Annotated in this window: 18 protein-coding genes; 5 read left to right on the top strand and 13 right to left on the bottom strand. The window is 70.2% G+C overall.

Going from position 1 to position 22,949, the window contains the following annotated elements; genetic code table 11:
• Nucleotides 1-150: 150 nt before the first annotated feature.
• Together AB1L88_RS23560 and AB1L88_RS23555 are read left to right on the top strand one after the other, a co-directional pair.
• On the top strand, nt 151-879 hold the full coding sequence (locus AB1L88_RS23560; protein WP_367099150.1) for a methyltransferase domain-containing protein: 729 nt from the start codon (nt 151-153) through the stop codon (nt 877-879).
• Nucleotides 879-2,315 carry an amino acid permease gene (locus tag AB1L88_RS23555; RefSeq protein ID WP_367099149.1) on the top strand — a complete coding sequence of 479 codons (1,437 nt, stop codon included), beginning with the start codon at nt 879-881 and terminating at the stop codon, nt 2,313-2,315. Before AB1L88_RS23560 ends, AB1L88_RS23555 begins: the two co-directional genes overlap by 1 nt.
• 32 nt (nt 2,316-2,347) lie before the next feature.
• Here the strand turns inward: AB1L88_RS23555 and AB1L88_RS23550 are convergent, their stop codons facing one another.
• A complete protein-coding gene (locus tag AB1L88_RS23550; RefSeq protein WP_367099148.1) occupies nt 2,348-3,319 on the bottom strand; it encodes a D-glycerate dehydrogenase in 972 nt (323 codons plus the stop codon).
• A 93-nt stretch (nt 3,320-3,412) separates the two neighbouring features.
• Here AB1L88_RS23550 and AB1L88_RS23545 point away from each other — a divergent pair, with 93 nt between their 5' ends.
• The gene (locus AB1L88_RS23545) at nt 3,413-4,222 is read left to right on the top strand and encodes an SDR family oxidoreductase (protein ID WP_367099147.1); all 810 of its coding nucleotides are present in this window, start codon (nt 3,413-3,415) and stop codon (nt 4,220-4,222) included.
• A gap of 30 nt (nt 4,223-4,252) precedes the next feature.
• On the opposite strand, the gene AB1L88_RS23540 is transcribed toward AB1L88_RS23545, so the two are convergent.
• From AB1L88_RS23540 to AB1L88_RS23530, 3 genes are read right to left on the bottom strand one after another with little or no spacing between them, the layout of a single operon-like run.
• Nucleotides 4,253-5,458 (bottom strand): right-handed parallel beta-helix repeat-containing protein, encoded by a 1,206-nt coding sequence (locus AB1L88_RS23540; protein WP_367099146.1) that lies wholly within the window; start codon nt 5,456-5,458, stop codon nt 4,253-4,255.
• 38 nt (nt 5,459-5,496) lie between these two features.
• Nucleotides 5,497-6,927, bottom strand: a complete 1,431-nt coding sequence (locus AB1L88_RS23535; protein ID WP_367099145.1) for a DUF1501 domain-containing protein — start codon at nt 6,925-6,927, stop codon at nt 5,497-5,499.
• 47 nt (nt 6,928-6,974) lie between these two features.
• Nucleotides 6,975-9,092, bottom strand: coding sequence for a PSD1 and planctomycete cytochrome C domain-containing protein (locus tag AB1L88_RS23530; protein ID WP_367099144.1), 2,118 nt, complete (start codon nt 9,090-9,092; stop codon nt 6,975-6,977).
• A gap of 216 nt (nt 9,093-9,308) precedes the next feature.
• Here AB1L88_RS23530 and AB1L88_RS23525 point away from each other — a divergent pair, with 216 nt between their 5' ends.
• Complete coding sequence (locus tag AB1L88_RS23525) at nt 9,309-12,056, top strand: bifunctional acetate--CoA ligase family protein/GNAT family N-acetyltransferase (protein WP_367099143.1); 2,748 nt, start codon at nt 9,309-9,311, stop codon at nt 12,054-12,056.
• A 15-nt stretch (nt 12,057-12,071) separates the two neighbouring features.
• On the opposite strand, the gene AB1L88_RS23520 is transcribed toward AB1L88_RS23525, so the two are convergent.
• The 9 genes from AB1L88_RS23520 to AB1L88_RS23480 all read right to left on the bottom strand — a co-directional run bounded on the left by AB1L88_RS23520 (nt 12,072) and on the right by AB1L88_RS23480 (nt 21,646).
• On the bottom strand, nt 12,072-12,455 hold the full coding sequence (locus tag AB1L88_RS23520) for a VOC family protein (protein ID WP_367099142.1): 384 nt from the start codon (nt 12,453-12,455) through the stop codon (nt 12,072-12,074).
• Nucleotides 12,456-12,485: 30 nt separating this feature from the next.
• Nucleotides 12,486-12,992 (bottom strand): EVE domain-containing protein, encoded by a 507-nt coding sequence (locus AB1L88_RS23515; RefSeq protein WP_367099141.1) that lies wholly within the window; start codon nt 12,990-12,992, stop codon nt 12,486-12,488.
• Nucleotides 12,993-13,123: 131 nt separating this feature from the next.
• The gene (locus AB1L88_RS23510; protein WP_367099140.1) at nt 13,124-14,089 is read right to left on the bottom strand and encodes a hypothetical protein; all 966 of its coding nucleotides are present in this window, start codon (nt 14,087-14,089) and stop codon (nt 13,124-13,126) included.
• A gap of 55 nt (nt 14,090-14,144) precedes the next feature.
• Nucleotides 14,145-14,609, bottom strand: a complete 465-nt coding sequence (locus AB1L88_RS23505) for a biopolymer transporter ExbD (RefSeq protein ID WP_367099139.1) — start codon at nt 14,607-14,609, stop codon at nt 14,145-14,147.
• A 91-nt stretch (nt 14,610-14,700) separates the two neighbouring features.
• Nucleotides 14,701-15,168: a biopolymer transporter ExbD gene (locus AB1L88_RS23500; RefSeq protein ID WP_367099138.1), complete on the bottom strand. Its 468-nt coding sequence runs from the start codon at nt 15,166-15,168 to the stop codon at nt 14,701-14,703.
• 54 nt (nt 15,169-15,222) lie between these two features.
• The gene (locus AB1L88_RS23495; RefSeq protein WP_367099137.1) at nt 15,223-16,149 is read right to left on the bottom strand and encodes a MotA/TolQ/ExbB proton channel family protein; all 927 of its coding nucleotides are present in this window, start codon (nt 16,147-16,149) and stop codon (nt 15,223-15,225) included.
• A 359-nt stretch (nt 16,150-16,508) separates the two neighbouring features.
• Complete coding sequence (locus AB1L88_RS23490; RefSeq protein ID WP_367099136.1) at nt 16,509-17,420, bottom strand: SPFH domain-containing protein; 912 nt, start codon at nt 17,418-17,420, stop codon at nt 16,509-16,511.
• On the bottom strand, nt 17,417-18,418 hold the full coding sequence (locus AB1L88_RS23485) for an SPFH domain-containing protein (RefSeq protein ID WP_367099135.1): 1,002 nt from the start codon (nt 18,416-18,418) through the stop codon (nt 17,417-17,419). The genes AB1L88_RS23490 and AB1L88_RS23485 overlap by 4 nt, the downstream gene beginning before the upstream one ends.
• A gap of 75 nt (nt 18,419-18,493) precedes the next feature.
• A complete protein-coding gene (locus AB1L88_RS23480) occupies nt 18,494-21,646 on the bottom strand; it encodes a cation-translocating P-type ATPase family protein (protein WP_367099134.1) in 3,153 nt (1,050 codons plus the stop codon).
• Nucleotides 21,647-22,006: 360 nt separating this feature from the next.
• On the opposite strand from AB1L88_RS23480, the gene AB1L88_RS23475 reads away from it, so the two are divergent.
• Nucleotides 22,007-22,675: an HAD family phosphatase gene (locus AB1L88_RS23475; protein WP_367099133.1), complete on the top strand. Its 669-nt coding sequence runs from the start codon at nt 22,007-22,009 to the stop codon at nt 22,673-22,675.
• Nucleotides 22,676-22,949 lie beyond the last annotated feature (274 nt).

Below are 22,949 nucleotides of genomic sequence, written 5' to 3'. Positions count from 1 at the left end.
CGGCAACAACCGCCCACCGCCGGCCCTCCGGACCGCGATTCGGAGGCGTCAGCTCCTGGACAGCCTCCCTCGACCTCCGCTAGAACGGAACGTCTACCCCGACCCCATCCCGACCGCGCGCCCCGACGCGGGGAATCCCGGAGGCTCACCATGATTCGATGGCTCTCGATCGCAGTGCTGCTCGGGCCGTTCGCCACCCCCGCGGCGGCCCAGGAGAAGGCCGGCGCCCCGCCGGAGCTGAACGAGGCGTTCCGCGACCCGAACGTCGATCAGTACGTCGAGCGATTCGAGAGCGAGTCGCGCGAGGTGGCCACCCTCCGGGACGAGGTGCTCGCGATCCTGGGCCTCGAGCCCGGGATGCGGGTGGCCGACGTGGGGGCGGGGACCGGGCTCTACACCCTCCCGATGGCCGAGGCCGTGGGGGCCGAGGGGGCCGTCTTCGCCGTCGACATCTCCCCCAATTTCCTCAACTTCATCGCCAACAGGGCCCGGCAGCAGGGGCTCGTCAACGTCTGCACGGTGCTCGGCACCCAGGACTCGACCCAGTTGCCGCCCGCGATGCTCGACCTGGTGTTCATCTGCGACACCTACCACCACTTCGAGGACCCGGCCGCCGTCCTCGCGTCGATCCACCGGGGCATGAAGCCGGGAGCCCGCCTGGCGGTCATCGATTTCGACCGCCGCGAGGGGGTCAGCTCCCCGTTCATCATGGAGCACGTCCGGGCCGACGCCCAGACCTTCATCCGGGAGATCACCGGGGCCGGCTTCCGGCCGATCGACCTGGAAGGCGTCGACCTGCCGCCCTTCGAGGAGAACTTCATGGCGATCTTCGAGCGAGCGGACCGGCCCGCCGCCTCGAGCTCGGAGAGCGATCGCTGATGGCCCCCCCCGACGAGCACCCGCCGACCGAGGCCCCGAAGGAACTGCCCACCTCGTACGGCCTGGCCACGGCGACCTTCGTGGTCGTCTCCAGCATGGTCGGCACGGGGGTGCTGACCACCTCCGGCTATACGGCGTTCGCGGTGGGGAGCAACGCCTGGATGCTCGGCCTCTGGGCGGTCGGCGCGGTGATCGCCCTCTGCGGCGCCCTCTCGCTGGCCGAGCTGGCCGCGGCCATCCCCCGATCGGGGGGCGATTACGTCTTCCTGTACGAGGCATACGGGCCGCTGGCCGCCTTCCTCTCGGGCTGGGTCTCCTTCCTGATCGGCTTCGGGGCGCCGATCGCCGCGACCTCGGTCGCGGCCGGCGAGTACCTGCTCCGCCCGCTCGGGCTCGATGAGCAGACCTCGCTGATCGGCCGACGGCTGGTGGCGACCGGCCTGATCCTGCTGTTCGGCCACCTGCACGGCCGGACCCGGACCGGGTCGGTCGGCGTGCACGGCGCCGCGACGATCGTGAAGGTGGGCCTGCTCTCGGCCCTGGCGATCGCCGGGATCGTCGCCGGCTGGGGACGCTGGGAGAACCTGGCCGACGCCCCCGCCGTCGGCCAGGTCGACGGGAATCTCGTGCTCGCGGCCTTCGCGTCGCTTGTTTATGTGTACTATTCCTACACGGGGTGGAACGCGGCGGCCTACCTCGCGGGGGAGATCGAATCGCCCCAGAAGCGGCTCCCGCAGGCGATTTTCCTGGGGATCGCCGGGGTGGTCGTCCTCTACCTGGCGATGAACCTGTTCTACGCGCTGGCCGTGACGCCGGGCGACCTGGCCGAGGTCGTCTCCCGGGCCGAGGCCGCGGGCGATGACAGCCCGATGAGCCGCCTGGCCCCGATCGCCGAGATCGCCTCGACCCGCCTGTTCGGCCCCCGGGTCGGCGCGGCCCTGTCGATCGTCATCGGCCTGACCCTGCTCGCCTCGCTCAGCGCGTTCATCCTCACCGGGCCTCGCGTGGCCTACGCGATGGCCCGGGCCGGCCAGTTTCCCAAAGTGGCTGCCCGCCTCTCCGGAAGTGCCCAGACCCCAGCAGTCGCGACGGCGATGCAGATTTCCTGGTCCCTGATCCTGCTCTGGACCGGCACCTTCGAGCAGATCATCATTTATGCCGGGGTGGGGCTTGCGTTGTTCTCGATGCTGACGATCACGTCCGTCTACGCCCTCCGCATTCGCCGGCCCGACCTCCACCGGCCGTTCCGGACGCCCGGCTATCCTGTGGTCCCGGCCATCTACCTGACGGCGACGTCATCATTGACCATTGCCGTCTGCATCCAGAAGCCGCAGGAGGCGATCGCGGCGCTCGCGAGCATCGCCGTCGGCGTCCCCTTCTTCTTCGGCTGGCGATGGCTCTCGCGCCGGCGAGCGTCCGGCCCGGCGTCGGTCTGAGCCAAACCGAAGCGCCTTCCCCGGGGCACCTCTCACTCAGGCCCCGGGGGAGGCGCGGCGACGGGGCAGGGGAGCGGCCGGCCGGCCAGCCCGGCCATCAGGTTCGCCACCGACCCCTCGGCCATCCGGAGGCGGGTCCGGTCGGTCGCGCTGCCGAGGTGGGGGCTGATGACGACGTTCTCCAGGCCGAGCAAGGGGTGATCGCGGGGGAGCGGTTCCGGGTCGGTCACGTCCAGGCCGGCCGCGGCGATGGTGCCGGATCGGAGGGCATCGAGCAGGTCGTCCGTCACCACCACGGGGCCCCTCGCGATGTTGACGAGCACGGCGCTCGGTTTCATCCGGTTCAAGCGAGCGGCGTTGATGAGTCCCCGGGTCGTCTCGGTCAAGGGGACGCAGAGCACGACGAAATCGCTCGCCGCCAGCAACTCATCGAACCCGGCGTAAGCGATGCCGAGCGTCTGCTCGATGTCCGGGCGTCGGCGACGGTTGTGATAGAGGACCGTCATGTCGAACCCGAGGGCCCGACGCGCGATCTTCTCGCCGATCCGGCCCATGCCGACGATGCCGAGGGTCGAGCCGTGGACTTCCCGGCCGAGCATGTAGCCCGGGTCGTACCGGGTGAACGCGGCCGATCGGGCGTAGCGGTCCCCTTCCACCAGGCGACGGGCCGAGGCCAGCAGCAGGGCGAACCCCATGTCGGCCGTCGCGCCGTCGAGCACGCCGGGCGTGTTCCCCACCGGGATGCCCCGGGCCGACGCGGCCGCCACGTCGATGTGGTCGACCCCGACGCCGTAGTTGCTCACGACCCGGAGCCCCGGCAGGCGGTCGAGCATCGCGGCGTCGACGGTCGGATGCCCGTAGGTATACAGGCCGTCGACCGCGCCCATCGCGCCGTCGGTCGCCTCCCAGGGGAGCAGTTCGACCCGATCGGCGAGCAGGCCCGTCACGGTCGCGTCGAGCGGGCCGTCGGCGGCGACCCGGGGGAGAGTGCGGTTCGGTTCCATCGGCGTCGTCTGAGAATCACGGGTGGGGGTTGATCGGTCCGGCCCGAGCCATCATCCTAGCCCCTCATCGACGACGCAACCGGAGGGTTTCAGATGCGGATTGAACTGGGCGGCGAGGTCGCCATGATCTTCGGGGCCGCCCGAGGGATCGGCCGGGCCATCGCCGAGGGCTTCAGCGAGGCGGGGGCCACGGTCGCCTACGTCGATCGCAGCCCGACGGTCGGCTTCGTCGCGGGGCAGTATCGCCGCCATTCCGGCCGCCCCACCGCCGCCTATGTGGCCGACGTGACCGACGCCGAGGTGATGCGCCAGGTCGCCGACGACGCCTTCCGCGACCTCGGCCGCGTCGATCACCTGGTCTACGCCGCGGCCGTCGGCTCGGGCAAGTTCGGCATGCCCTTCTGGAACCTGGACCCGGGCGATTGGGACCTCGTCTTCCGGGTCAACCTGCTGGGTGCGGTGCATGTTGCGCACGCATTCGCCCCCCGCATGGCCGAGGCGGGCCGGGGGACCATGACGATGATTGCCTCGGTCGCCGGCCAGATCGGCTCGGCCACCGATCCGCCCTACAGCGCCTCGAAGGCCGCCCTCATCAACTTCGCCCAGTGCGCGGCCCGCGACCTGGCCCCGAGCAACGTCCGGGTCAACACGATCAACCCCGGCATGGTGAACACGCCGCTCAATCGCTCGGTGTACGAGGCCTGGACGGCCACCCAGCCGCGGGACGCCCGCCAGAGCTGGGAGGAGTGGACCTCCGAGAAAATCCGACGCCTCGTGCCGCTCAACCGCTGGCAGGAGCCGGAAGACATCGCCGCCATGGCCGTCTTCCTGGCCTCCTCGCAGGCCCGGAACGTCACGGGGCAGACGATCAACGTCGACGGCGGCTACGTCATGCACTGGTAGCGCGGGGGACGCAGCCGCCTGCTGATGCGATCACGGGTCGACGGTCTCGCCGAGCTCCGAGTCGATCAACCGCTCGTGATCGCTCTCGACATCGACCAGCACGTTGCCGTCGAAGGTCACGCGCCGGACCTCGCCGCGGACCTCGACGGCCCTGGGCCGGACCCCGGAGAAGACGTTGCCGCTCAGGGCGACGTCCTGAGTGCCGTCGAGCACGACCCCGCCGGCCTGACGGTCCCCTTCCAGGCGGCGGACCTCTCCCGGACCGATCGTGCTGTCGGCGAAGGTGTTGCCCGTGACCGCGATCCGGGCGCTCTCCGGCCCGATGATCAACGCATGCCGCTGCACGATCGGGAAGGCATTGGCGGAAACCGTGATGCCGTGCGCATCCCTCAGGTCGATTCCGTCCGAGAACTCGTGGGCGATCACGTTGGCGCTGAGCGCGATGCCGTAGCAGTCTCGATCGAGAATAATCCCGGTCCCCTGGCATTCTTCGATCATGTTGCCGGAGACGACCGAGCCGTACGTGTTCTCGATCACCACGCCGTTGCCCAGGTGATCATCCAGGCAATTCCCGGTCATGCAGAGGTTGTAGCCGTCGATGCAGTGCAGCGCGTCCTGGTTCTCCTCGAACTGGTTGGCGGCGACGACGATGTCATGACACCCGATCAGGTTCAGGCCCGTCCCCTTGTTGTAGGTGATCAGCGAATTGGAGACGCGGGGGTCCTCGTAGCAGTTCTCCATGAGGATCCCGTCGCCGCCGTGCTCGCTGACGGTTACGCCGTCGATGAACAGCTCATTGACCCCCCGGGCCGAGATCCCGTGGCCGCTCTGCGCGTTGCCGGTGATCCGGAAATTGGAGAACTGGACCCGCCAGATGCGGGCGCGGGGATTGGCGTCGTAATCCGCCGGTTCGATCACCAGCGCAGGTGAACCATCATCCGCAAGATTCTTGATGTGCGTTGCCGTTCCCGAGCCTTGAATGAGTACGTCCTCGGAATTCAGGAGCAACGGTTCCTTGATTTCGAACGTCCCCGCCGGGAGCACGACCATCCCCCCCTCGTCCGGCAGGGCGTCGAACGCGGCCTGGAGGCTCGGGTAGCGGATGGCCTCGATCGTCGCCCGGGCGCCCGGGAGGCGGGATTCCCCCTCCTGGGCGATCCCGGAATCGGGGCCGAGCATCATCCACAGGAACGCGGCAACGACGGGGGTGAGCAGCAGCAGGATCGGACGTCGCATGGAAGGCTCCGCGGCGGTCGGGTTCGGTCTGGTTGGGTTCAGGCGAGGATCGGCTCGATGACGTGCCCGTGCACATCGGTGAGGCGGCGGTCGATGCCGTCGTGCCGCACCGTGAGCCGGGTGTGGTCGATCCCGAGCAGGTGCAAGAGGGTCGCGTGCAGATCATAGCCGGTCGTCACATGTTCAAGGGCCTTGTACGACCATTCGTCGCTGGCGCCATAGGTCGTGCCCCCCTTGATGCCGCCCCCCGCCAGCCACGAGGTGAACGTGAAGGGGTTATGATCGCGGCCCTTCCCCCCCTGGCTGCACGGCATCCGCCCGAATTCGGTGGTCCAGAGGATGATCGTGTCGTCGAGCAACCCTCGCGTCTTCAGATCCTTGATCAGGGCGGCGGCGGGCCGGTCCATGCTTCGGGCCATGTCGCCGTGGTCGCGTTCGAGATCCTCGTGCGAATCCCAGTTGCGGCGGGGGAAGCCGTTGTCGGCCCCGCTCCAGAGCTGCACGAACCGCACCCCGCGCTCCAGCAAGCGCCGGGCGATCAGGCAGTTGCGGCCGAAGTCGGCCGTGATCTCCTCATCCAGCCCGTACAGACGCCGGGTGGCCTCGGTTTCGCCGGAGAGGTCGAGCACCTCGGGGGCACTCAACTGCAGGCGGGCCGCCAGCTCGTACGAGGCGATCCGGGCATCGAGCCGCGAATCCCCGGGGCGATCGTCGGCATGGTCGCGATTCAGGCGGGCCAGCACGTCGCGCCCGTCTCGCTCGGCCTCGGGATCGATGAATTCGGTCTCCGGGGGGAACAACGACCGGATCGGCCGGGGGGCGGAGGGGCGGATCATCGTCCCCTGGTGCTCGGCGGGCAGGAACCCGGCGGCCCAGTTGGCCGGCCCGTTCGGGGCAAACCCTCGCGAGTCGGGGAGGACCACGAAGGTCGGCAGGTTCTCATTCAGGCTCCCGAGCCCGTACGACACCCAGGCCCCGACGCTCGGGAACCCCGGCATCACGAACCCGGTCGCCTGAAGGAAGGTTGCCGGGCCGTGGACATTCGACGACGACACCATCGCCGGCAGGAACGCGATGTCGTCCACGCACGAGGCCAGGTGCGGCACCAGGTCGCTCACCCAGGCGCCGCACTCGCCACGCTGCCGCCAGGCCCAGGGGCTCGCCATGACCGCGCCGGGGTCGCTCTGGAACAGTTCGACCTTGCCTCCCGGGTCGAACGGCTGGCCGTTCCGTTCGATCAAAAGCGGCTTGTGATCGAACGTGTCACACTGGCTGGCCGCCCCCGACATGAACAGTTGCACGACCCTTTTGGCCTTCGCCGGGTGGTGCAGGCCGCCGTTCCAATCCGCCCGCCCGGGCGAGGCCGACGGGCCGTCGGCGGCCAGCAGCCCCTCGTGCCCCAGCAGGTGCGCCAGCGCGACGCCCCCCAGCCCTCCGCCCGCATTCCAGAGAAAATCGCGGCGATTCATGTCTGCAAGGCCCTTCAGGGGAGCGGTGACGCCAGGCTCCGATCAGATCAATCGACGAACATAAACTCATTCAAATTGAACAGGATGCGGCAGGCCGCGGCCAGCCCGTGCCGCTCGGCATAACCCACCATCACCTCGCGTTCCTCGGGGGTCGGAGCCCGGGCCAGGGCCAGCCGATACGCGGCGTCGACCCGCCCGCCCGGCTCGTCGGCCACCTGTTGCACGCGGGAGGCGAGGTCCTCCGACCGGGCGATCATGAACGGGTCGTTCAGCAGGGCGAGGGCCTGGAGCGCGGTGATCGTCTCGTTGCGCACCGGGACGTTGATGTTCGGGTCCGCCCCGTCCAGGCACTCGATGAACGGGTTCGGCACGCTCCGCACCACGAACCGATAGATCGCCCGCCGTCGGCCGTCCGGGGGGTCGATCCACTCCGGGTCGTCGTGATCGTAGATCGGCGAGTGATCATTCTTGAACCGGAAGAGGTCGAAGCCCGGCCCTCCCATCGCGTCGTCGAGCACCCCGGAGGCGAACAGGGTGGCGTCTCGGATTTCCTCCGCCTCCAGCCGTCTCCGCTCTTGTCGCCAGACGAAGCGGTTCCCGCCGTCGATCCGGGCGTTCCCCTCGTCGTGGGTCGAGGCTTGCCGATACGTCCTGCTGGTCACGATCAGCCGGTCGAGCGCCTTGATCGAGCCGCCCGAGTCGCGGAACTCGACGGCCAGCCAGTCGAGCAAGGCCGGGTGGCTCGGCTTCGATCCGTTCCTCCCGAAGTCGTTCGGGGTGTCCACGATCCCCCGGCCGAAGTAATCGTGCCAGGCGCGGTTGACGATCGACCGCCAGGTGAGCGGATTGGCCGGATCGGTGATCCAGCGGGCCAGCCCCGCGCGACGGGTCCCCTCGTCGGAACTCGCCTCGATGGTCGGGTCGAGCGTGCCGACGCACGACAGGGCCCCCGGACCCACCTCCTCGCCGGGAGACTCCACCTCCCCCCGGTTCAGGAGTCGAATCGGCCGGGGTTCGCGCGGCAAGGCGGCATACACGAGCGATCCCGCCTCGTCGATCGGCCTGTCCCCGCGTTCGACCCCCGCGAAGACCGCCTGCAGCCGGTAGTAGTCCACCTGGGGGATCGGGTCGAACTTGTGGTCGTGGCAGCGGGCGCAGTGCACCGTCAGGCTGACGAAGCTGGACATCGTGTTGGCCAGCATGTCGTCCCGGTCGATCAGTCGCGTTTTCTCCTTGTCGACGGTCCCCTCGCGCAGCTCGACGTGGCCGACGAAATCCCAGGGGCCGGCGCTGATGAAGCCGGTCGCGATCACGCCGTCCGGCTCACCCGGAAACAGCACGTCGCCGGCCACCTGCTCCTGGATGAATCGGGGGTAAGGCGTATCCTCATTGAACGACCGGATCACATAATCGCGGTACGGCCAGGCGTGGGGGCGGCGCTTGTCCTTGTCGTAGCCGTGCGTGTCGCCGTAATGCACCAGGTCCAGCCATCGCCTGGCCCGGCGTTCGCCGTAGCGGGGCGAGGCGATCAGGCGGTCGACCACCCGGTCGAACGCGTCGGGCCGATCGTCGGCCAGGAAGGCGTCGACCTCCTCCGGGGTCGGCGGCAATCCGGTCAAATCAAAGGTCGCCCGACGGATCAAGGTCCGCCGATCGGCCTCGGGGGCCGGCGTCAGCCCCTCGGACTTCAGGCGATCGAGGATGAATGCGTCGATCGGATTACGCACGCGATCGCGGCCAGGGACCTCGGGCACGTCCGGACGGACCAGCGGGGTCAGCGACCACCAGGCATCCTCGAAGCGCCGATCGCGCAGGGCCAGCCCCTCGGGCCAGGGTGCCCCCGCCTCGACCCACTCTCGGATCGCCTCCACCTGCTCGGCGTCGAGTGGATCTCCCTCGGGGGGCATCCGCGGCTCCCCTCCGGAGACGAGGTCGAGCAGCAGGCTGTACTCCGGTTCCTCCGGGTCGATCGCCGGCCCGCTGAAGCCCCCCGCGTGCAGGCCCTCCCGGGTCTCGAGCGAGAGCGAACCCTTCGGCCGGTCGCCGCCGTGGCAGTGCAGGCAGCGCGTCTCGAGGATCGGCGCCACGCGATCGAACAGCCGGTCGGCCTCGTCGGTCGTCCCCAGCATGGTCAGGCCCAGGACCGTCAGTGTGCCCAGCAGCATGGTTCGCGGCGTCTCCGTCGAGTCGAGATGGCGGCGTCCGAATCCGACCCCTTCGCGTTCGAACCTAACGCAGGGGGGCCGCCCTCGCAACCGGGGGAGGCCCGGAAACCACCCCTCGCCCCGCCGCGCCGACCTCGCTGGGATCGCCAGTCATCGGCCCATCGACTACGATAAGGGCCAGTGAGGACCTGATGGCTGAACCCCCCGGAGGATCGTATGTCGCCCGCCGACCCCGCCAGCCCCAGCCAGGCCCACAACGTCCTTCGCACGACCCGGAGCGACCTCGACCCGATCTTCTTCCCCAGGACCGTCGCCGTGATCGGCGCGACCGAGGCCGCCGGCAGCGTCGGGCGCACGATCCTCTGGAACCTGCTGAGCAGCCCCTTCGGCGGCACCGTGTATCCGGTCAACCCGAGGCGGCCGAACGTGCTGGGGGTGAAGGCCTACCCCCGCGTCTCGGACATCCCCGAGGCGGTCGATCTGGCCGTCGTCGTCACGCCGGCCGCCACCGTGCCGGGGATCATCGGCGAGTGCGTCGATGCCGGGGTCAAGGGGGCCATCATCATCTCGGCCGGCTTCAAGGAGGTCGGGCCGCTCGGGGCCGAGCTGGAGCGCCAGGTCCTGGAGCAGGCCCGCCGCGGCACCATGCGGATCATCGGCCCCAATTGCCTCGGGGTGATGAACCCGAAGACCGGCCTGAACGCCACCTTCGCCGGAGCGATGGCCAGGCCTGGGAACGTCGGCTTCATCAGCCAGAGCGGGGCACTCTGCACGGCGGTCCTCGACTGGAGCTTCCAGGAGCAGGTCGGCTTCAGCGCCTTCCTCTCGATCGGCTCGATGGTCGACGTCGGCTGGGGCGACCTGATCGACTACCTCGGCGACGACCCGAAGACGCGGTCGATCGTCATCTACATGGAGTCGATCGGCGACGCCCGCAAGTTCCTCTCGGCGGCTCGGGAGGTCGCCCTGACCAAGCCGATCATCGTCATCAAGGCCGGGCGCACCTCGGCCGCGGCCGCCGCGGCGGCCTCGCACACCGGCAGCCTGACCGGCAGCGACGAGGTGCTCGACGCCGCCTTCCGCCGCTCGGGCGTCCTGCGGGTCAACTCGATTGCCGACATCTTCAATATCTCGGAGGTCCTCGCCAAGCAGCCCCGGCCCAGGGGCCCCCGCCTGGCGATCCTCACCAACGCCGGCGGCCCGGGGGTCCTGGCGACCGACGCCCTGATCCAGAACGGCGGCGAGCTGGCCACCCTCTCCGCCGAGACGATCGCCGCGCTCGACGAGTTCCTCCCGGGGGCCTGGAGTCACGGCAACCCGGTCGACATCCTCGGCGACGCCGGCCCCGAGCGGTACGCGAGGGCCGTCGAGGTCGTCTCGCGCGACCCGGACAGCGACGGCCTGCTCGTCGTCCTGACGCCCCAGGCCATGACCGACCCGACCCGGACGGCCGACCAGCTGAAGGTCGCCGCCCGCAAGGGGGGGAAGCCGGTGCTGGCGAGCTGGATGGGGGGCACGCACGTCGCCGCGGGCGTTGATATTTTGAATCGGGCGGATGTGCCGACCTTCACCTATCCCGACACGGCCGCCCGGGCCTTCGCCGCCATGTGGCGGCACAGCGACGCGCTGCGGGGGATGTACCAGACCCCTTCCGAGACCGAGCACGACGGGGACGGCGCCATCGACCGCGCCGCCGCCGAGGAGATCGTCCGGGCCGCCCGGAGCTCGGGCCGGACGATCCTGAACGAGGCGGAATCGAAGCGGCTGCTCGCCGCCTACGGCATCCCGACCGTCGAGACGATCGTCGCGGCCGACGAGCACGCCGCCGCCTCGGCCGCCGAGGAGATCGGCTATCCGGTCGTGCTCAAGCTGCATTCCGACACGATCACGCACAAGACCGACGTCGGCGGGGTGGTGCTGAACCTGGCCGATGGCCAGGCGGTCCGGGGAGCGTTCCAGGCGATCCGCTCCGCCGTCCTGAAAACGGCCTCTCAGGCCGATTTCCAGGGCGTGACGGTGCAGCCGATGGTCCGCATGCTCGACGGCTACGAGCTGATCGTCGGCAGCAGCCTCGACCCGCAGTTCGGGCCGGTCTTGCTGTTCGGCACCGGCGGCTCGCTGGTCGAGGTCTTCCGCGACCGGGCCCTGGCCCTCCCCCCGCTGAACACGACCCTGGCGCGTCGGATGATGGAGCAGACCCGCATCCTCGCCGCGTTGAAAGGGGTGAGGGGGCGGCCCCCGGTCGACCTCGATGCGCTCGAACGCCTGCTCGTGCGGTTCAGCCAGCTCGTCGTCGAGCAACGCTGGATCAAGGAAATCGACATCAACCCCTTGCTCGTCTCGCACGAGCGGATCCTCGCCCTCGACGCCCGGGTGATCGTGCACGACCCCGACGTGTCCGAGAGGGATCTGCCGCGGACGGCCATCCGCCCGTATCCGACGCAATATGTCGAGCCGTTCACGCTGCGGGACGGGACCCGGACGACCATCCGGCCGATCCGCCCCGAGGACGAGCCGCTGATGATCGCCTTCCACGAGTCGCTCTCGGAGCGGAGCGTCTACTCGCGCTATTTCCAGGCGATGAAGCTCAGCACCCGGGTCGCCCACGAGCGGCTGACCCGGATCTGCTTCATCGACTACGACCGCGAGATGGCCCTGGTCGTCTCGCGACGGCCGACCGAGCCGGGCCGCCACGAGATCCTCGCCGTCGGCCGCCTGAGCCGGCAGCACAGCTTCGACGAGGCCGAGTTCGCCCTGCTCGTGGCCGATCCCTACCAGGGCCAGGGGCTCGGGGGGGAGCTGCTCCGCCGCCTGATCCAGATCGCCCGCAACGAGGGGATCCGCCGGGTGACCGCCGACATGCTCCGCGACAACCGGCCCATGCAGCAGGTCTGCGAGCGGCTCGGCTTCCGCCTCCGCTACGACCCCGACGATCAGATCGTCCACGCCGAGATCGAACTCTGAGCGGTCAACGCCACGTCAACTGACCAGGGGGCGGGGTCGCTTGACGATCTGGAGCCGGTTCCCTTCCGGGTCGCGGAAGAAGGCGGTGGTCATGGTCTCGTTGTCGACGGCCGTGTCGTTCTCGAAGGTCACGCCCCGCGCTTCCAGATCGGCGCGGGATGCGGCCACGTCGTCGACGATGAAGGCGATGTGGCAGACGTGCCTCGTGTCGACGGCGGGGACCCCGGCGGGGCGGCCGATCAGCTCGACGGCCACCCCGGCGTCGTCGGCCAGGAAGTAGCCGGGGGGCGTGGCCTTGCTGTTGTCGAGGATCACCCGGAGCCCGAACGCCTCGACATAAAAGTCCTTGAGCGCGTGCGGGTCGGCGGCGAACAGGGCGACGTGTTCGATGCGGGCCATGGCGAGATCGGTTCCGTGGTGGTGGTCGGGTTACGCCGGGCGTCGGCGGGTGGTGGTGCGGGCCGGGGAGACTTTGCCCCCGATCAAGTCCTCGATGACCTTCCAGTGGGGCTCCTCGACCGGCTGGATCGAGAGGCGGCTCCCCTTGCGGAGCAGCTCCATGCCCTCCAGCCTCGGCTCGGCGCGGAGGCGGGGCAACTCGATCAACGGCTCGATCGCCCGGACCGCCCGGATCGACACCTGGAACCAGGTCGGGTTGTCCGGGTCGCTCTTCGGGTCGTAGTGGTCGGCCTCCGGGTCGAAGGCGGTCGGGTCGGGATGGGCCTCGCGGACCACCTCGGCGATGCCGGCGATCCCCGGCGGATTCGCGTTCGAGTGGTAGTAGAGGACGAGGTCTCCCTTCTTGACCTGATCGCGGAGGAAGTTCCGGGCCTGATAATTCCGGACCCCGTCCCAACCGGTCGTCCGGTCGGGCGCGGCCATCAGGTCGGCGAAGGAGAAGCAGTCCGGCTCGGACTTGAACAGCCAGTATCCCATCGCGATCGATCCCCGATCTCCCGATCCCAAGTGTCCCGCAAGCGCATCCAGGAGCAGGGAGCCTACCATGAGGCCGGGGTGCCGGGGGAGTCCCTTCCTTCCTCCTCCGCCTCCGGGGCGGTCATCCGCGATCAGGAGGAGGGTCGAGGAGGCTCCGGTCCCTCCCCCTGGCCCTGGTCCTGCTCCTGCTCCTGCTCCGGGCCGGGTGCCTGCCTGAGCCACTCGTCCAGTTCTTCCGAGCTGATATGATCGCGCGGGGGGGCCTGGAAGCGGCGGGCCGAGGCCGACCGCGCCCGCAAGGCACGGGCGGTCGTCACGCTCCGGACCACCAGGTAGACGGCCACCAGGCCGATCATCCCCAGCAGCCAGGCGGGAGACGACCGGCTGCCCGCCCCCGGGATCTCCGCCGGCCTGCGGTCGTCGGGCACGTATTCGAGCCGGCCGATCAGCATGGGTGCCTTCCTGGGCTTATCGGCGGCGTTGTAGGCCAGCAGCTTGAAGAAATAGCCGTGGAAGATGACGAAGGCGCTCACGTCGTCGCCCCCCGGCAGGCCCTTCGGGGCGTCCTCGAAGACGAGCACATAGGGAAACCCCCGGCTGTCTCCGGCGAACGTCCAGGCCTCGTACAGGGCCCCCTCGGGGGCGATCCGCTCGGGGAGGTCGTCGATCCGGAGGATCCGGCGGGCCGTCCCCTGCAACCGGATTGGCAACCCCCGGTACCGCTCGGGCCGGGCGAGCAGGTCGGAGAAGACGACGTCGGTGCGGGCGGATTCGCGAAGCACGTCGATCGGGGTCTCCCGCGCCCGATCGAGCAGCTCCGCATACGCCGCCGTCTCGCTGAACTGCAACGGGGTCGCGTCCCGGACCGCCTGGAAGGCGATCGAGTCGTCCGGCGGGGGCAGGGGGGATGATTCGCCGATCCCGCCGGCCGGCCCGGGAGGCGGGACCGCCTCGGGGCCGACGAACTGGGCCAGCAGGACCCCGGAGAGGACGGCCAGCGTGACCAGCGGGATCACCAGCCCCCAGGCGAGACTCGGTCGGGCGGGACGATGGGGCGACGACTGGCCGTCTGGCCCGGACGATTCTGCGTGGCTCATCGGTTCCCCCGGCGATCGGACCGCGAGGCGTGGGCGAGACGGGCGGGATCGGCCGTCAGCGCAGCTCGGTGAAGTTGACCTTGCTCATCCCCAGATCGGAGAACATGTTCAGGACCGCGACCAGGTGCTCCCAGTGGAGATCCGGGTCGGCCCGGATCAAGGCCTGATCGAACGCGTAATCCGGGTCCTCCAGCAGCCCCTTGACCTGCTCCCGGAGGCCCGCGATGTCGTCGAACCGCAATTCCTCCAGCTCGATCCCGGTCAGGCCCCCCGTGCTGTCCGAGAGCAACGACACCTGGAACGATCGGATCGCCGGCGGCTCGTCCGAGGGGCTGTCCTCGGGCGGCGGCTCGGGCTCGGGCTGCGTCTGGGGCGTCGTCGGCAGAAGGTTCAGGTCGAACTGCAGCTCCATCGGCGCGGGCTTGAACGTCAGAATAAAGAACGTGAGCAACTGAAACGCCACGTCGAGCATGGGAGTCAGCGGGACTTCAATCTCGGTCGATTGACGCGGTCGAAACATCGGGGGCTGCTCCGAGGGCGGGAACTGGCAGCATCAGATTGGGCCGAGTCGAGGGAGGCGAAGTCCCCTTCGGCCGATCGTGCTTCGTCCGTCAATACGTCGGGGCGCTGAGGGCTCGCAGGTCGAACCGGGAGAAATTCACGTCCTGGCAGGCCCGGATGAGCCGGAAGACCTCGGTGAACGGCGCCTGGCGGTCGGCCCTCAGGATCACGGTCGTCGGCAACGGCTCCCCGGCCGACAGCGCGATGCCCGCGGCGTCGGCATTGAGCCGGGCCAGGTCGGCCTGGAAGCGGATGTGCTTGATCGCCTCGTCGGCGCTCAGGGCCTGGCTGGCCACCAGCAGGCGGCCCGTCTCGTCGATGTTCAGGACGAGCTTGTCCTCGGCCGGGTTCTGGATCGGCCGGGCCGACCCGGCCACGGGGAGCCGGACCCGCTGGTCGTACACTTCCTGGTTGAAGTTCGAGACCATGATGAAGAAGGTCATGAGCTGGAACACGACGTCGAGCAGCGGCGTCAGGTCCGGCTGATACTTCACGTTGTGCAGTCTGGGTCGGGGCATGGTCGCTCTGGGCCTCCTTCCTCGCGTGGCGCCGGGGTCGGGCTTCGGCCCAGCTCAGGTGGCGGTCCGGGTCACCCCTTGCTGCTGCTTGGCGGCCTGCCAGAAGGCGTTGATCGTCCGGTCGGCGATCTTGGTCGTCTCGGTGGCGATGAAGACGATCCGGTTCCGGAAGAAGGCGAAGAAGAAGATCGCCGGCACCGACACGATCAATCCCTCGAAGGTCGTGACCAGGGCGAGCGAGATGTTCCCGGCCAGCTTCGTCGGGTCGACCTGCACCCCCTCGACCGTCGCCAGGTCCTGGAAGGCGAGGATCATGCCCAGGACCGTCCCCAGGAGGCCGAGCATCGGGGCGATCGTGCCGATCGTGCCCAGGTAGCTGTTCTTCGACTCCATGTCGACCACGATCTCCTCGGCCGTGGCGTTCATCGCCTCCTTGGCCTCGGTCCGGCCGTTGGGCATGTTGGCCACGCCGGTCCGCACCAGCCGGGCGAGGAACGAATTGTCCTCGCGGCAGGCGTCGTACGCCTCCTGGAACTTCTTCTCCCGGATCGCGTTGTCGAGCAGGTCGACGAGCTGCGGCGGCACGGCCTCCTTGAGCCGGAACTCCAGGAACAGGCGGATGATCATCGCCACCAGCGTGATCGACAGCAGGATGATCAGGCCGCCGATGATGCCCGACGACTCGATGAACCACTGCAACCCCGACTTGGTCCGGACCGGGCTCCCCGTCGTCGACCCGGCCGCGGCCGAGTCCGCCGCGGGCGTCGCCGGCTCGGGTTCGGGCTCGGGCTCGGGGGCGGCCTCGGGGGTCGCGTTCCCCTCCGGTTCCGGAGCAGGAGGAAGCATCGCATCGTCCTGAGCCGCGGCGACGGTCGGCATCAGTCCGATCGTCCCCGCGCAGCAAAGCGGCAGCGCCAGCAGCGACGCCAGCAACACTCGGGACGGGCGACGGCCCCTCGGGCTTCCAATCGGGGTCGGCATCGGTGGCGTTCTCCGTCGGCGGTCGGGTCGGAGTCTTGGATTCGTGTCGGAATCGACGTTCGCGAATCGGGGCGGACGCGGGCCCGGTCGAGGGTCGAGCCGGGACGCGGCATCGGGTGAAGGGACCTCGGGGCCGGCCTCATCGCATCGATCTGTCGACCCGATCTCGATTCGGCCACTCCCGCTCGCGAGCGATCATGACGAGCCTCTTCGGGATTCTCGGACGCGTCTCGCCGCCTGTCAACCGTCCCTTCCGGACTGCTTCGGCCCGGAGCCCTCACCAGCGGCACGACGCGGCCCGTTTCCTCCCGCCTTTCTCCCGGCCCGAAGGGGGGCCGGGTCGCCCCGGCGGAGGCCGCTCAAGGGCCGGTTTCCCCGGCCGATCCCAGGATGCTCAGGTCCAACGGCTCGTCGGGAGCCAGGACGACCGTCCGGCCGACCCTGGGCCATTGCTCCCGGATCGCGTCGAGATACAGGCGCCGCAGGGTCATCGGGCGCGATCGGTCCAGCTCGATCACCAGCGACCGGAACCGATCGGCCCGCGCGCCTGCCATCATGACCGATCGGTCGGCGGCCGCGTGGGCGCGGTCGAGGACCGTCCCCACCTCCGACGCCGAGGCGGCCAGCAGGCGGTCGGCGAGCCCCTGGGCCTCCCTCAGCCGCGTGTCCACCTCGCTCCGCGCCGCCTGCGTGGCGGCGAAGTCGGCCCGGACCTCCTCGGGCGGGCGGATCTCGGTCAGGTTCACCCCCAGGATCGCCAGCCCCAGGCCGAGCGCGTCCGAGTCTCCCCGGAGCGACTCCGCCACCTCGGCCGCCACGGCCAGCCGATCGCCCCCCATCGCGTCGTCGATCCCCCGGCGGGCGAGGGACCGGCTCATCGCCGCGTGCCCGAGCGCCGCCAGCACCTCCTCGCGACGATCGACCCCCAGCACGAACGCCACCGGATCGGCCACCCGATACTGCACGACCGCCTCGGCCCGCAGCACGTTCTGATCGCCCGAGAGGAACTCGCCGGCGCCGGGGGCGTCGGTCGCCCCCGGGATCCCGGCCAGGCCGATCCTCAGGCGCCTGACCTCGTCCGTCCGGACCCGGTCGATCCGGTCGACCCCGAGCGGGGCGACCCAGTGCAGCCCCGCCCCCATCGGCCGATCGACCACCCTGCCGAAGCGTCGGACGACGACCGCTTCCCCCGGCTCGACCGCCACCAGCCCCGTCGCGGCCACAATGGCCGCGACCAGCCCCACGAGCCCCAGCACGGTTCGACCCCTCATTCCTCGTCCCCCCCGCGCGGTCCCGAGTCGGCCGAGGCCACCGGGTCATCCGGGCTTCCCCTGTCGGGCGTCGCCGCCGCCGCCGGGGGGCCCTGCAAGGCGGCCGATCCCGGCCCCTCGTTCAGGAGCCTCAGCAGGGGGCTATCCGCCGACAGCACGACCGTCGCCCGGCCGTCGAGCAACGCCCGATAGGTCTCCAGCGTCCGCAGGAACTCGGCGAAGCCCGGGTCGGTCGCGTGCGCCTCGTTCAGGATCCGGGTGGCCTCGGCCTCGGCAGAGCTCCGGATGCGCTCGGCCTCCGCCTCGGCCTCGGCGAGGATCGCCTCGCGCTGCCGCTCCGCCTGGCTGGTGATCGTCCTCGCCTTCGTCTCGCCGTCGGCCCGGATCTGCGCGGCGACCTGCCGCCGCTCGCTCCGGATCAGGTCGAAGACCGCCGGCCTGACCTCCAGCGGGTGGTTGAACCGCCTCAGCCGCACGTCCACCACGTCGACCCCCAGCTCCGCCCTCGCCGGGTCGCCCACGGCCTCCTGCACCTCCCTGGTCACGTCGTCCAGCGCCCAGACCGTCGGGTCGGTCGAGGCGAGCGTCTCCAGCCCCCTGCGGCCGATCGCGTCGCTCAGGGCCGAGGCGATCCGCTCCTCCAGCCTCGCCTCGGCCGCCTCGCCCGACCCGGCGGCGCGGAGGAAGGTGATCGGATCGGCCACCTTCCAGGCGACGAACCCGGCGACCTCCAGGTTCTTCTTGTCCCCGCTGATCACCTCCCGCGCCGCCGTGTCGAACGACTTCAACCGCCGGTCGATCGACCAGACCCCTTGCCACGGCCACTTCGCGTGCAGGCCCGCCTCCCCCGGGTCATCCCCGTACAGCACGACCGGCCTGCCGAAGCTCGTCACGAGCACATACTGCGTCTCATCCGCCACGACGATCGACCGCGCCGCGACCACCAGCGCGGCCACCACGAACACCAGGAGGACGGCCACGATCGAAGTTCGATGCATCAGAAACCTTTCATGGAAAAATCGGCTGATTCCGAATGTGCGATCAAGGCGCTCACGGGATGGCCCTCTGGCCCGTCACGGCGCAGTTCCCCTCTCGGCGGTCGGCGGGCAATCCGGACTCGGCCCCGACCGCCCGCCGTCGGCCAGCCAGCCGGGGAGGGCCGGTTCTCCCAAAATCAGATGCCGACGCCGATCGGCCCGAGCCGGGTCGAGGATCACCTTGTCGCGATCGGCCACGGCCGCCTCGACCGCCTCCGCATAGAGCCGGTGGTCGGTCAGCTCGGGGGCCGCGATCCGGGCCGACTGCAAGGCCAGGAACGACGCGGCCGACGACTCGGCCCGCGCCACCACCGATCGCCGCTCGGTCTCGGCCTTCGCCAGTGCCTCGACCGCCAGCCCTCGGGCATCGGCCAGGCGTTCGGCCCGCGCGGCGAGTGCCTCATTGACGAGAGCCTCGGCATCCCGATTCGCCCGCGACACGTCCCGATACGCATCGACCACCGCCAGCGGCGGGTGGGCGTCCCGGAAGGTCACGCCGACGACCTCCAGGCCCAGCCCCGCCCGGTCGACCAGTCGCCGCAGCTCCCCGGCCACGGCCCGCTCGGCCTCCCCCCGGCCGTCGGTCATCAGCCGATCGAGCGGGCTCCGGCCCAGGACCGACCGCACGCTCGCCTCGGCCAGCGACTGCAAGGCGTCCTCCACCCGATCGACCCCGAAGGCCGCGATCCTCCAGTGCCCCGGCGCCGACCCGAGCCGATACTCGACCGAGGCCGTCAGCTCGATCAGCCGGCCGTCCCCGGTCAGGATCAATGCCTCCTCGATCGCCCTCGCGTCGGCCCGGTCGTGGCCGCTCTCCCAGCGAAACCCTCCCGGGTCGCGCCGGACCTCGACCGTCCGGAAGCCGATCGCCACCCCCCGCACCCGCCCCGGCTCCAGGCGGACGACCCGCTCGATCGGCCTCGGCCATCGCAGGTGCAGGCCCGGTTCGAGCGTCGCGGTGTGCCGCCCGAGCCGGGTCACCAGCCCCACCTCCCCGGGGCCGATCGCCGTCAGGCCCGACCCCGCATACACCACCGCCCCCAGAAGGGCCGCCCCCACCAGCACGCCTCGCCAGTGCCCCAGCACCCGATCGACCGCCCGGCCCAGGTCGAGCCGATCGTCCCAGGAGTCGATCGCCCGGCCAAACGCCCTGATCTGCCGGAAGGGGGGCATCTCGTGCCAGTCGCCGAACCCGAGCAACCGCATCGCGTTCAGCAACACCAGGAGCGACCCGATCTGGTGCAGGATCGCCGCCGCGACCGGCCCGAGCACCCCGATAAACGCCAGGAAGACCGCCCCCGCGTTCAGCGCGAACGCGAACAGGATGATGTTCTGCCGGATGATCCGCACCGTCGCCCGCGACAGCTTCACGAAGTCGGGCAGGACGTTCAGCGGGTCGTTCATCAGGACGACGTCGCCCGCCTCGGCCGCCAGGTCGGCGCCGGGGCCGGCGATGGCGATGCCGACGTCCGCCGCCGCCAGCGCCGGGGCGTCGTTGATGCCGTCGCCGATCATCGCCACCCGACGCCCTTCCCCCTGGCGCTCCCGGATCCAGGTCGCCTTGTCCGCCGGGAGCAGCTCCGACTCGACCGTCTTCAGGTGCACCTTCTTCGCCACCACCTCCGCCGCCGGCCGTCGGTCGCCGGTCAACAGGGCGATGAGCGTGAATTTCAAATGCTTCAAGTCGTGAACAACATCGTGCGCCTCGGGCCTCACCGTGTCCCGGGCCCCCAGCAGGCCGACGATCCTCCCCCCCTCGGCCACCAGCAACGGGGTCTGGCCGATGCCGTCGAGCCGGGCGATCGCCTCCTCGACGGCCGGGGCAAGCTCCAGGCCGCGCTCGATCATCAGGCGCCGGTTGCCGACGATCACCGACCGCTCCTCATCGCCCCCCGGGCCCCCCACGCGGGCCTCGACCCCCGCGCCGGGCATCGCGACGACGTCGCTCGCCTCGGGCACGTCGATCCCGCGCCGGTCTGCCTCCCGGACGACCGAATCGGCCAGGGGATGCCGTCCCCCCCGCTCGGCCGAGGCGGCGATCCGCAACAGCTTGTCGGCCGATCGCCCGTCGAACGGCTCGACCGTCACCAGTTCCGGTTTGCCGAGTGTGAGCGTCCCGGTTTTGTCAAAGGCGATGGTGTCGCACCGGGCCAATCGTTCCAGGGCCGCCCCCCCCTTGATGACGACGCCGTGCCGGGCCAGCCAGGCCATGCTCGCCATCACCGCCGCCGGGGTCGCCAGGATCAGGGCACACGGGCAGGCCACCACCAGCACGGCCACGGCCCGCCGCCCCGTGTCGGGCCAGCCGAGCAGCATCCCCGTCACCACCGTGATCGCCGCCGCCGCGAAGACCGCCGGCAGGAAGTACGACGCCAGCCGGTCTGCCGTCCGGTGGATCGGCGCCTTGCGCCGCTGGGCGTCGGCCACCAGCTTCAACACCTGGCCGAACGTCGATTCGTGCCCGACCCGATCGGCCCGCACCTCGATCTGCCCGAACTGGTTGATCGTCCCGGTGTACACCTCCTCGCCTGGCCCGCGATCGACCGGGATCGACTCGCCGGTCAACGCCGACTGGTCGACCGTGCTCCGGCCCGAGACGATCGCCCCATCGACCGGGATCCGCTCCCCGGCCGCGACCACCACGATCTCTCCCGCCTTCACCTCGTGCGGCGGAACCTCGACCCACTGCCCATCGCGCCGCACCCGGGCCACCCTCGGCGCCTGGTCGAACAGCCGACGGATCGACTTCATCGCCCGGTTCGCCGTGATCGCCTCCAGCACCTCGCCCACCATGGCGATGAAGACCACCTCGGCCGCCACGAACGGCTCGCGCAACGCCAACGCCGCCAGCGCCGCGACGGCCAGCGCCACATCCGCCCCGACCCTCCCCTTGAGCAGGGCTTCCAGCGCCTGATAGACGATCCTGGCCGAGCCGACCAGCGCCGCCACCCAGATCAGACTCACCCCCCAGGGTGCCCGCCATCCCGACGGCGCCAGGTACCAGAGCGCCAGATCGAGTCCGATCAAGACCCCGAGCAAGGCCGTGAACAGATAGAGCCTCAGGTGCTCGTCGCGGTGATGCCGCTCGTGCTCGTCGTGCGCCCCGGCCGCCTCGAAGGCATGGGCCCGCAGGTGCTGCATGTCGTCCGGGTGATATTCGCGGTGCACGAGGCCCGTCCCCTCTCGCAAGGCTCGATCATTCTGGCTCGATCGCTGCTCCGTTCGCGCTCCAACGTGCCTCGATCCTCCCTCCGGGTCAAGCGACCGGCGACCGATTCCCTTCCAATCGCCCCCCCTCCCTCCTGCCTCAGCCTCTCTTCTCTCTCCTCTCTCCTCCCTCCCCTCTCTTCCATCCTCCCTCTCCCCTCTTCTCTGCGCCTCCGCGTCTCGGCGCGAAGTCCCTCTTCCCCGCGCCGAGTCGCCGAGTCGCCGAGCCTCACGAGATTCCCCGTGCGGCTCCCGGGGACCGCTCGGCGCGCCCCCTTCGTCCTCGATACGATGCGTCCCTCCCCACTCCCCCACGAATCCGAGCCGATTGAACCCCTTCGCATGACCACCCCCGCCGCCCCTCCCCGCGCCGTCGCCTTCGACATGGACGGCCTGATCTTCGACACCGAGGCCCTCTTCTTCCGGGTCGCCGTCGACCTGCTCGCCGCCCGGGGCAAGACCTTCACCCCCGCGATGATGGCCGCCATGATCGGCCGGCCCGAATCGGAGGCCGGCCCCGCCCTGATCGCCCTGGCCGGGCTCACCGAACCCCCCGACCTCCTGCTGGCCGAGGCCCGCGAGCGCTTCGACGCCCTGGTCGACACCGCCATCCACCCCATGCCCGGCCTGTTCACCCTGCTCGACCGCCTGCAACGCCTCGGCATCCCCCGCGCCGTGGCCACCTCGACCAAGCGAGTCCACGCCCTCCGCCTGCTCGGCAATCACCGCCTGATCGAGCACTTCTCCTTCGTCCTCGGCGGCGACGAGGTCTCCCGAGGCAAGCCCGACCCCGAGATCTACCGGACCGCCGCCTCCCGCCTCGGGGTCGATCCCCCCTCGATGCTCGTCCTCGAAGACAGCCCCGCCGGCGTCTCGGCGGCCAGGGGGGCGGGGGCCTTCGTCGTCGCCATCCCCCACGACCACAGCCCCGCGTCCGGCCTCTCCCACGCCCACCTCATCGCCGACCGCCTCGACGACCCCCGCCTGCTCGACCTCCTCACGCCCGGGTGATCGCCCCTTCGCGCGGTCGATCGTCCTTTGTTCTCCGCCATCAATCCAGGGAATGTGACTGAACCTCCCCCGTTTCACGATACTCTCAATGAGGCCCGACTCACCTCCGTCCCCGCATCGTGGCCGCCCTCTTTGGCAAACTGGTTGTTCAGGATAACTGCTTGCGTGCTCTCACGCCTTGTTGCAGTCATGGCGTTTGGCGGGTGCCCTCCCTCGTCTCCGAAGGTTCCGAGGAACGCCCTCTCCCAACACTGCGCGGAAAAACGGAACGAAG

The organism is Tautonia sp. JC769 (assembly GCF_040717455.1).
GTDB lineage: Bacteria > Planctomycetota > Planctomycetia > Isosphaerales > Isosphaeraceae > Tautonia.
Note: the sequence above shows the minus strand (reverse complement) of the source record. Positions and strands in the feature narration are given on the sequence as shown.

Bases quoted from the DNA above. Each gene is read 5' to 3' on its own strand.
- AB1L88_RS23560 (WP_367099150.1), top strand. From the start codon at position 151: ATGATTCGATGGCTCTCGATCGCAGTGCTGCTCGGGCCGTTCGCCACC.
- AB1L88_RS23555 (WP_367099149.1), top strand. From the start codon at position 879: ATGGCCCCCCCCGACGAGCACCCGCCGACCGAGGCCCCGAAGGAACTG.
- AB1L88_RS23550 (WP_367099148.1), bottom strand. From the start codon at position 3,319: ATGGAACCGAACCGCACTCTCCCCCGGGTCGCCGCCGACGGCCCGCTC.
- AB1L88_RS23545 (WP_367099147.1), top strand. From the start codon at position 3,413: ATGCGGATTGAACTGGGCGGCGAGGTCGCCATGATCTTCGGGGCCGCC.
- AB1L88_RS23540 (WP_367099146.1), bottom strand. From the start codon at position 5,458: ATGCGACGTCCGATCCTGCTGCTGCTCACCCCCGTCGTTGCCGCGTTC.
- AB1L88_RS23535 (WP_367099145.1), bottom strand. From the start codon at position 6,927: ATGAATCGCCGCGATTTTCTCTGGAATGCGGGCGGAGGGCTGGGGGGC.
- AB1L88_RS23530 (WP_367099144.1), bottom strand. From the start codon at position 9,092: ATGCTGCTGGGCACACTGACGGTCCTGGGCCTGACCATGCTGGGGACG.
- AB1L88_RS23525 (WP_367099143.1), top strand. From the start codon at position 9,309: ATGTCGCCCGCCGACCCCGCCAGCCCCAGCCAGGCCCACAACGTCCTT.
- AB1L88_RS23520 (WP_367099142.1), bottom strand. From the start codon at position 12,455: ATGGCCCGCATCGAACACGTCGCCCTGTTCGCCGCCGACCCGCACGCG.
- AB1L88_RS23515 (WP_367099141.1), bottom strand. From the start codon at position 12,992: ATGGGATACTGGCTGTTCAAGTCCGAGCCGGACTGCTTCTCCTTCGCC.
- AB1L88_RS23510 (WP_367099140.1), bottom strand. From the start codon at position 14,089: ATGAGCCACGCAGAATCGTCCGGGCCAGACGGCCAGTCGTCGCCCCAT.
- AB1L88_RS23505 (WP_367099139.1), bottom strand. From the start codon at position 14,609: ATGTTTCGACCGCGTCAATCGACCGAGATTGAAGTCCCGCTGACTCCC.
- AB1L88_RS23500 (WP_367099138.1), bottom strand. From the start codon at position 15,168: ATGCCCCGACCCAGACTGCACAACGTGAAGTATCAGCCGGACCTGACG.
- AB1L88_RS23495 (WP_367099137.1), bottom strand. From the start codon at position 16,149: ATGCCGACCCCGATTGGAAGCCCGAGGGGCCGTCGCCCGTCCCGAGTG.
- AB1L88_RS23490 (WP_367099136.1), bottom strand. From the start codon at position 17,420: ATGAGGGGTCGAACCGTGCTGGGGCTCGTGGGGCTGGTCGCGGCCATT.
- AB1L88_RS23485 (WP_367099135.1), bottom strand. From the start codon at position 18,418: ATGCATCGAACTTCGATCGTGGCCGTCCTCCTGGTGTTCGTGGTGGCC.
- AB1L88_RS23475 (WP_367099133.1), top strand. From the start codon at position 22,007: ATGACCACCCCCGCCGCCCCTCCCCGCGCCGTCGCCTTCGACATGGAC.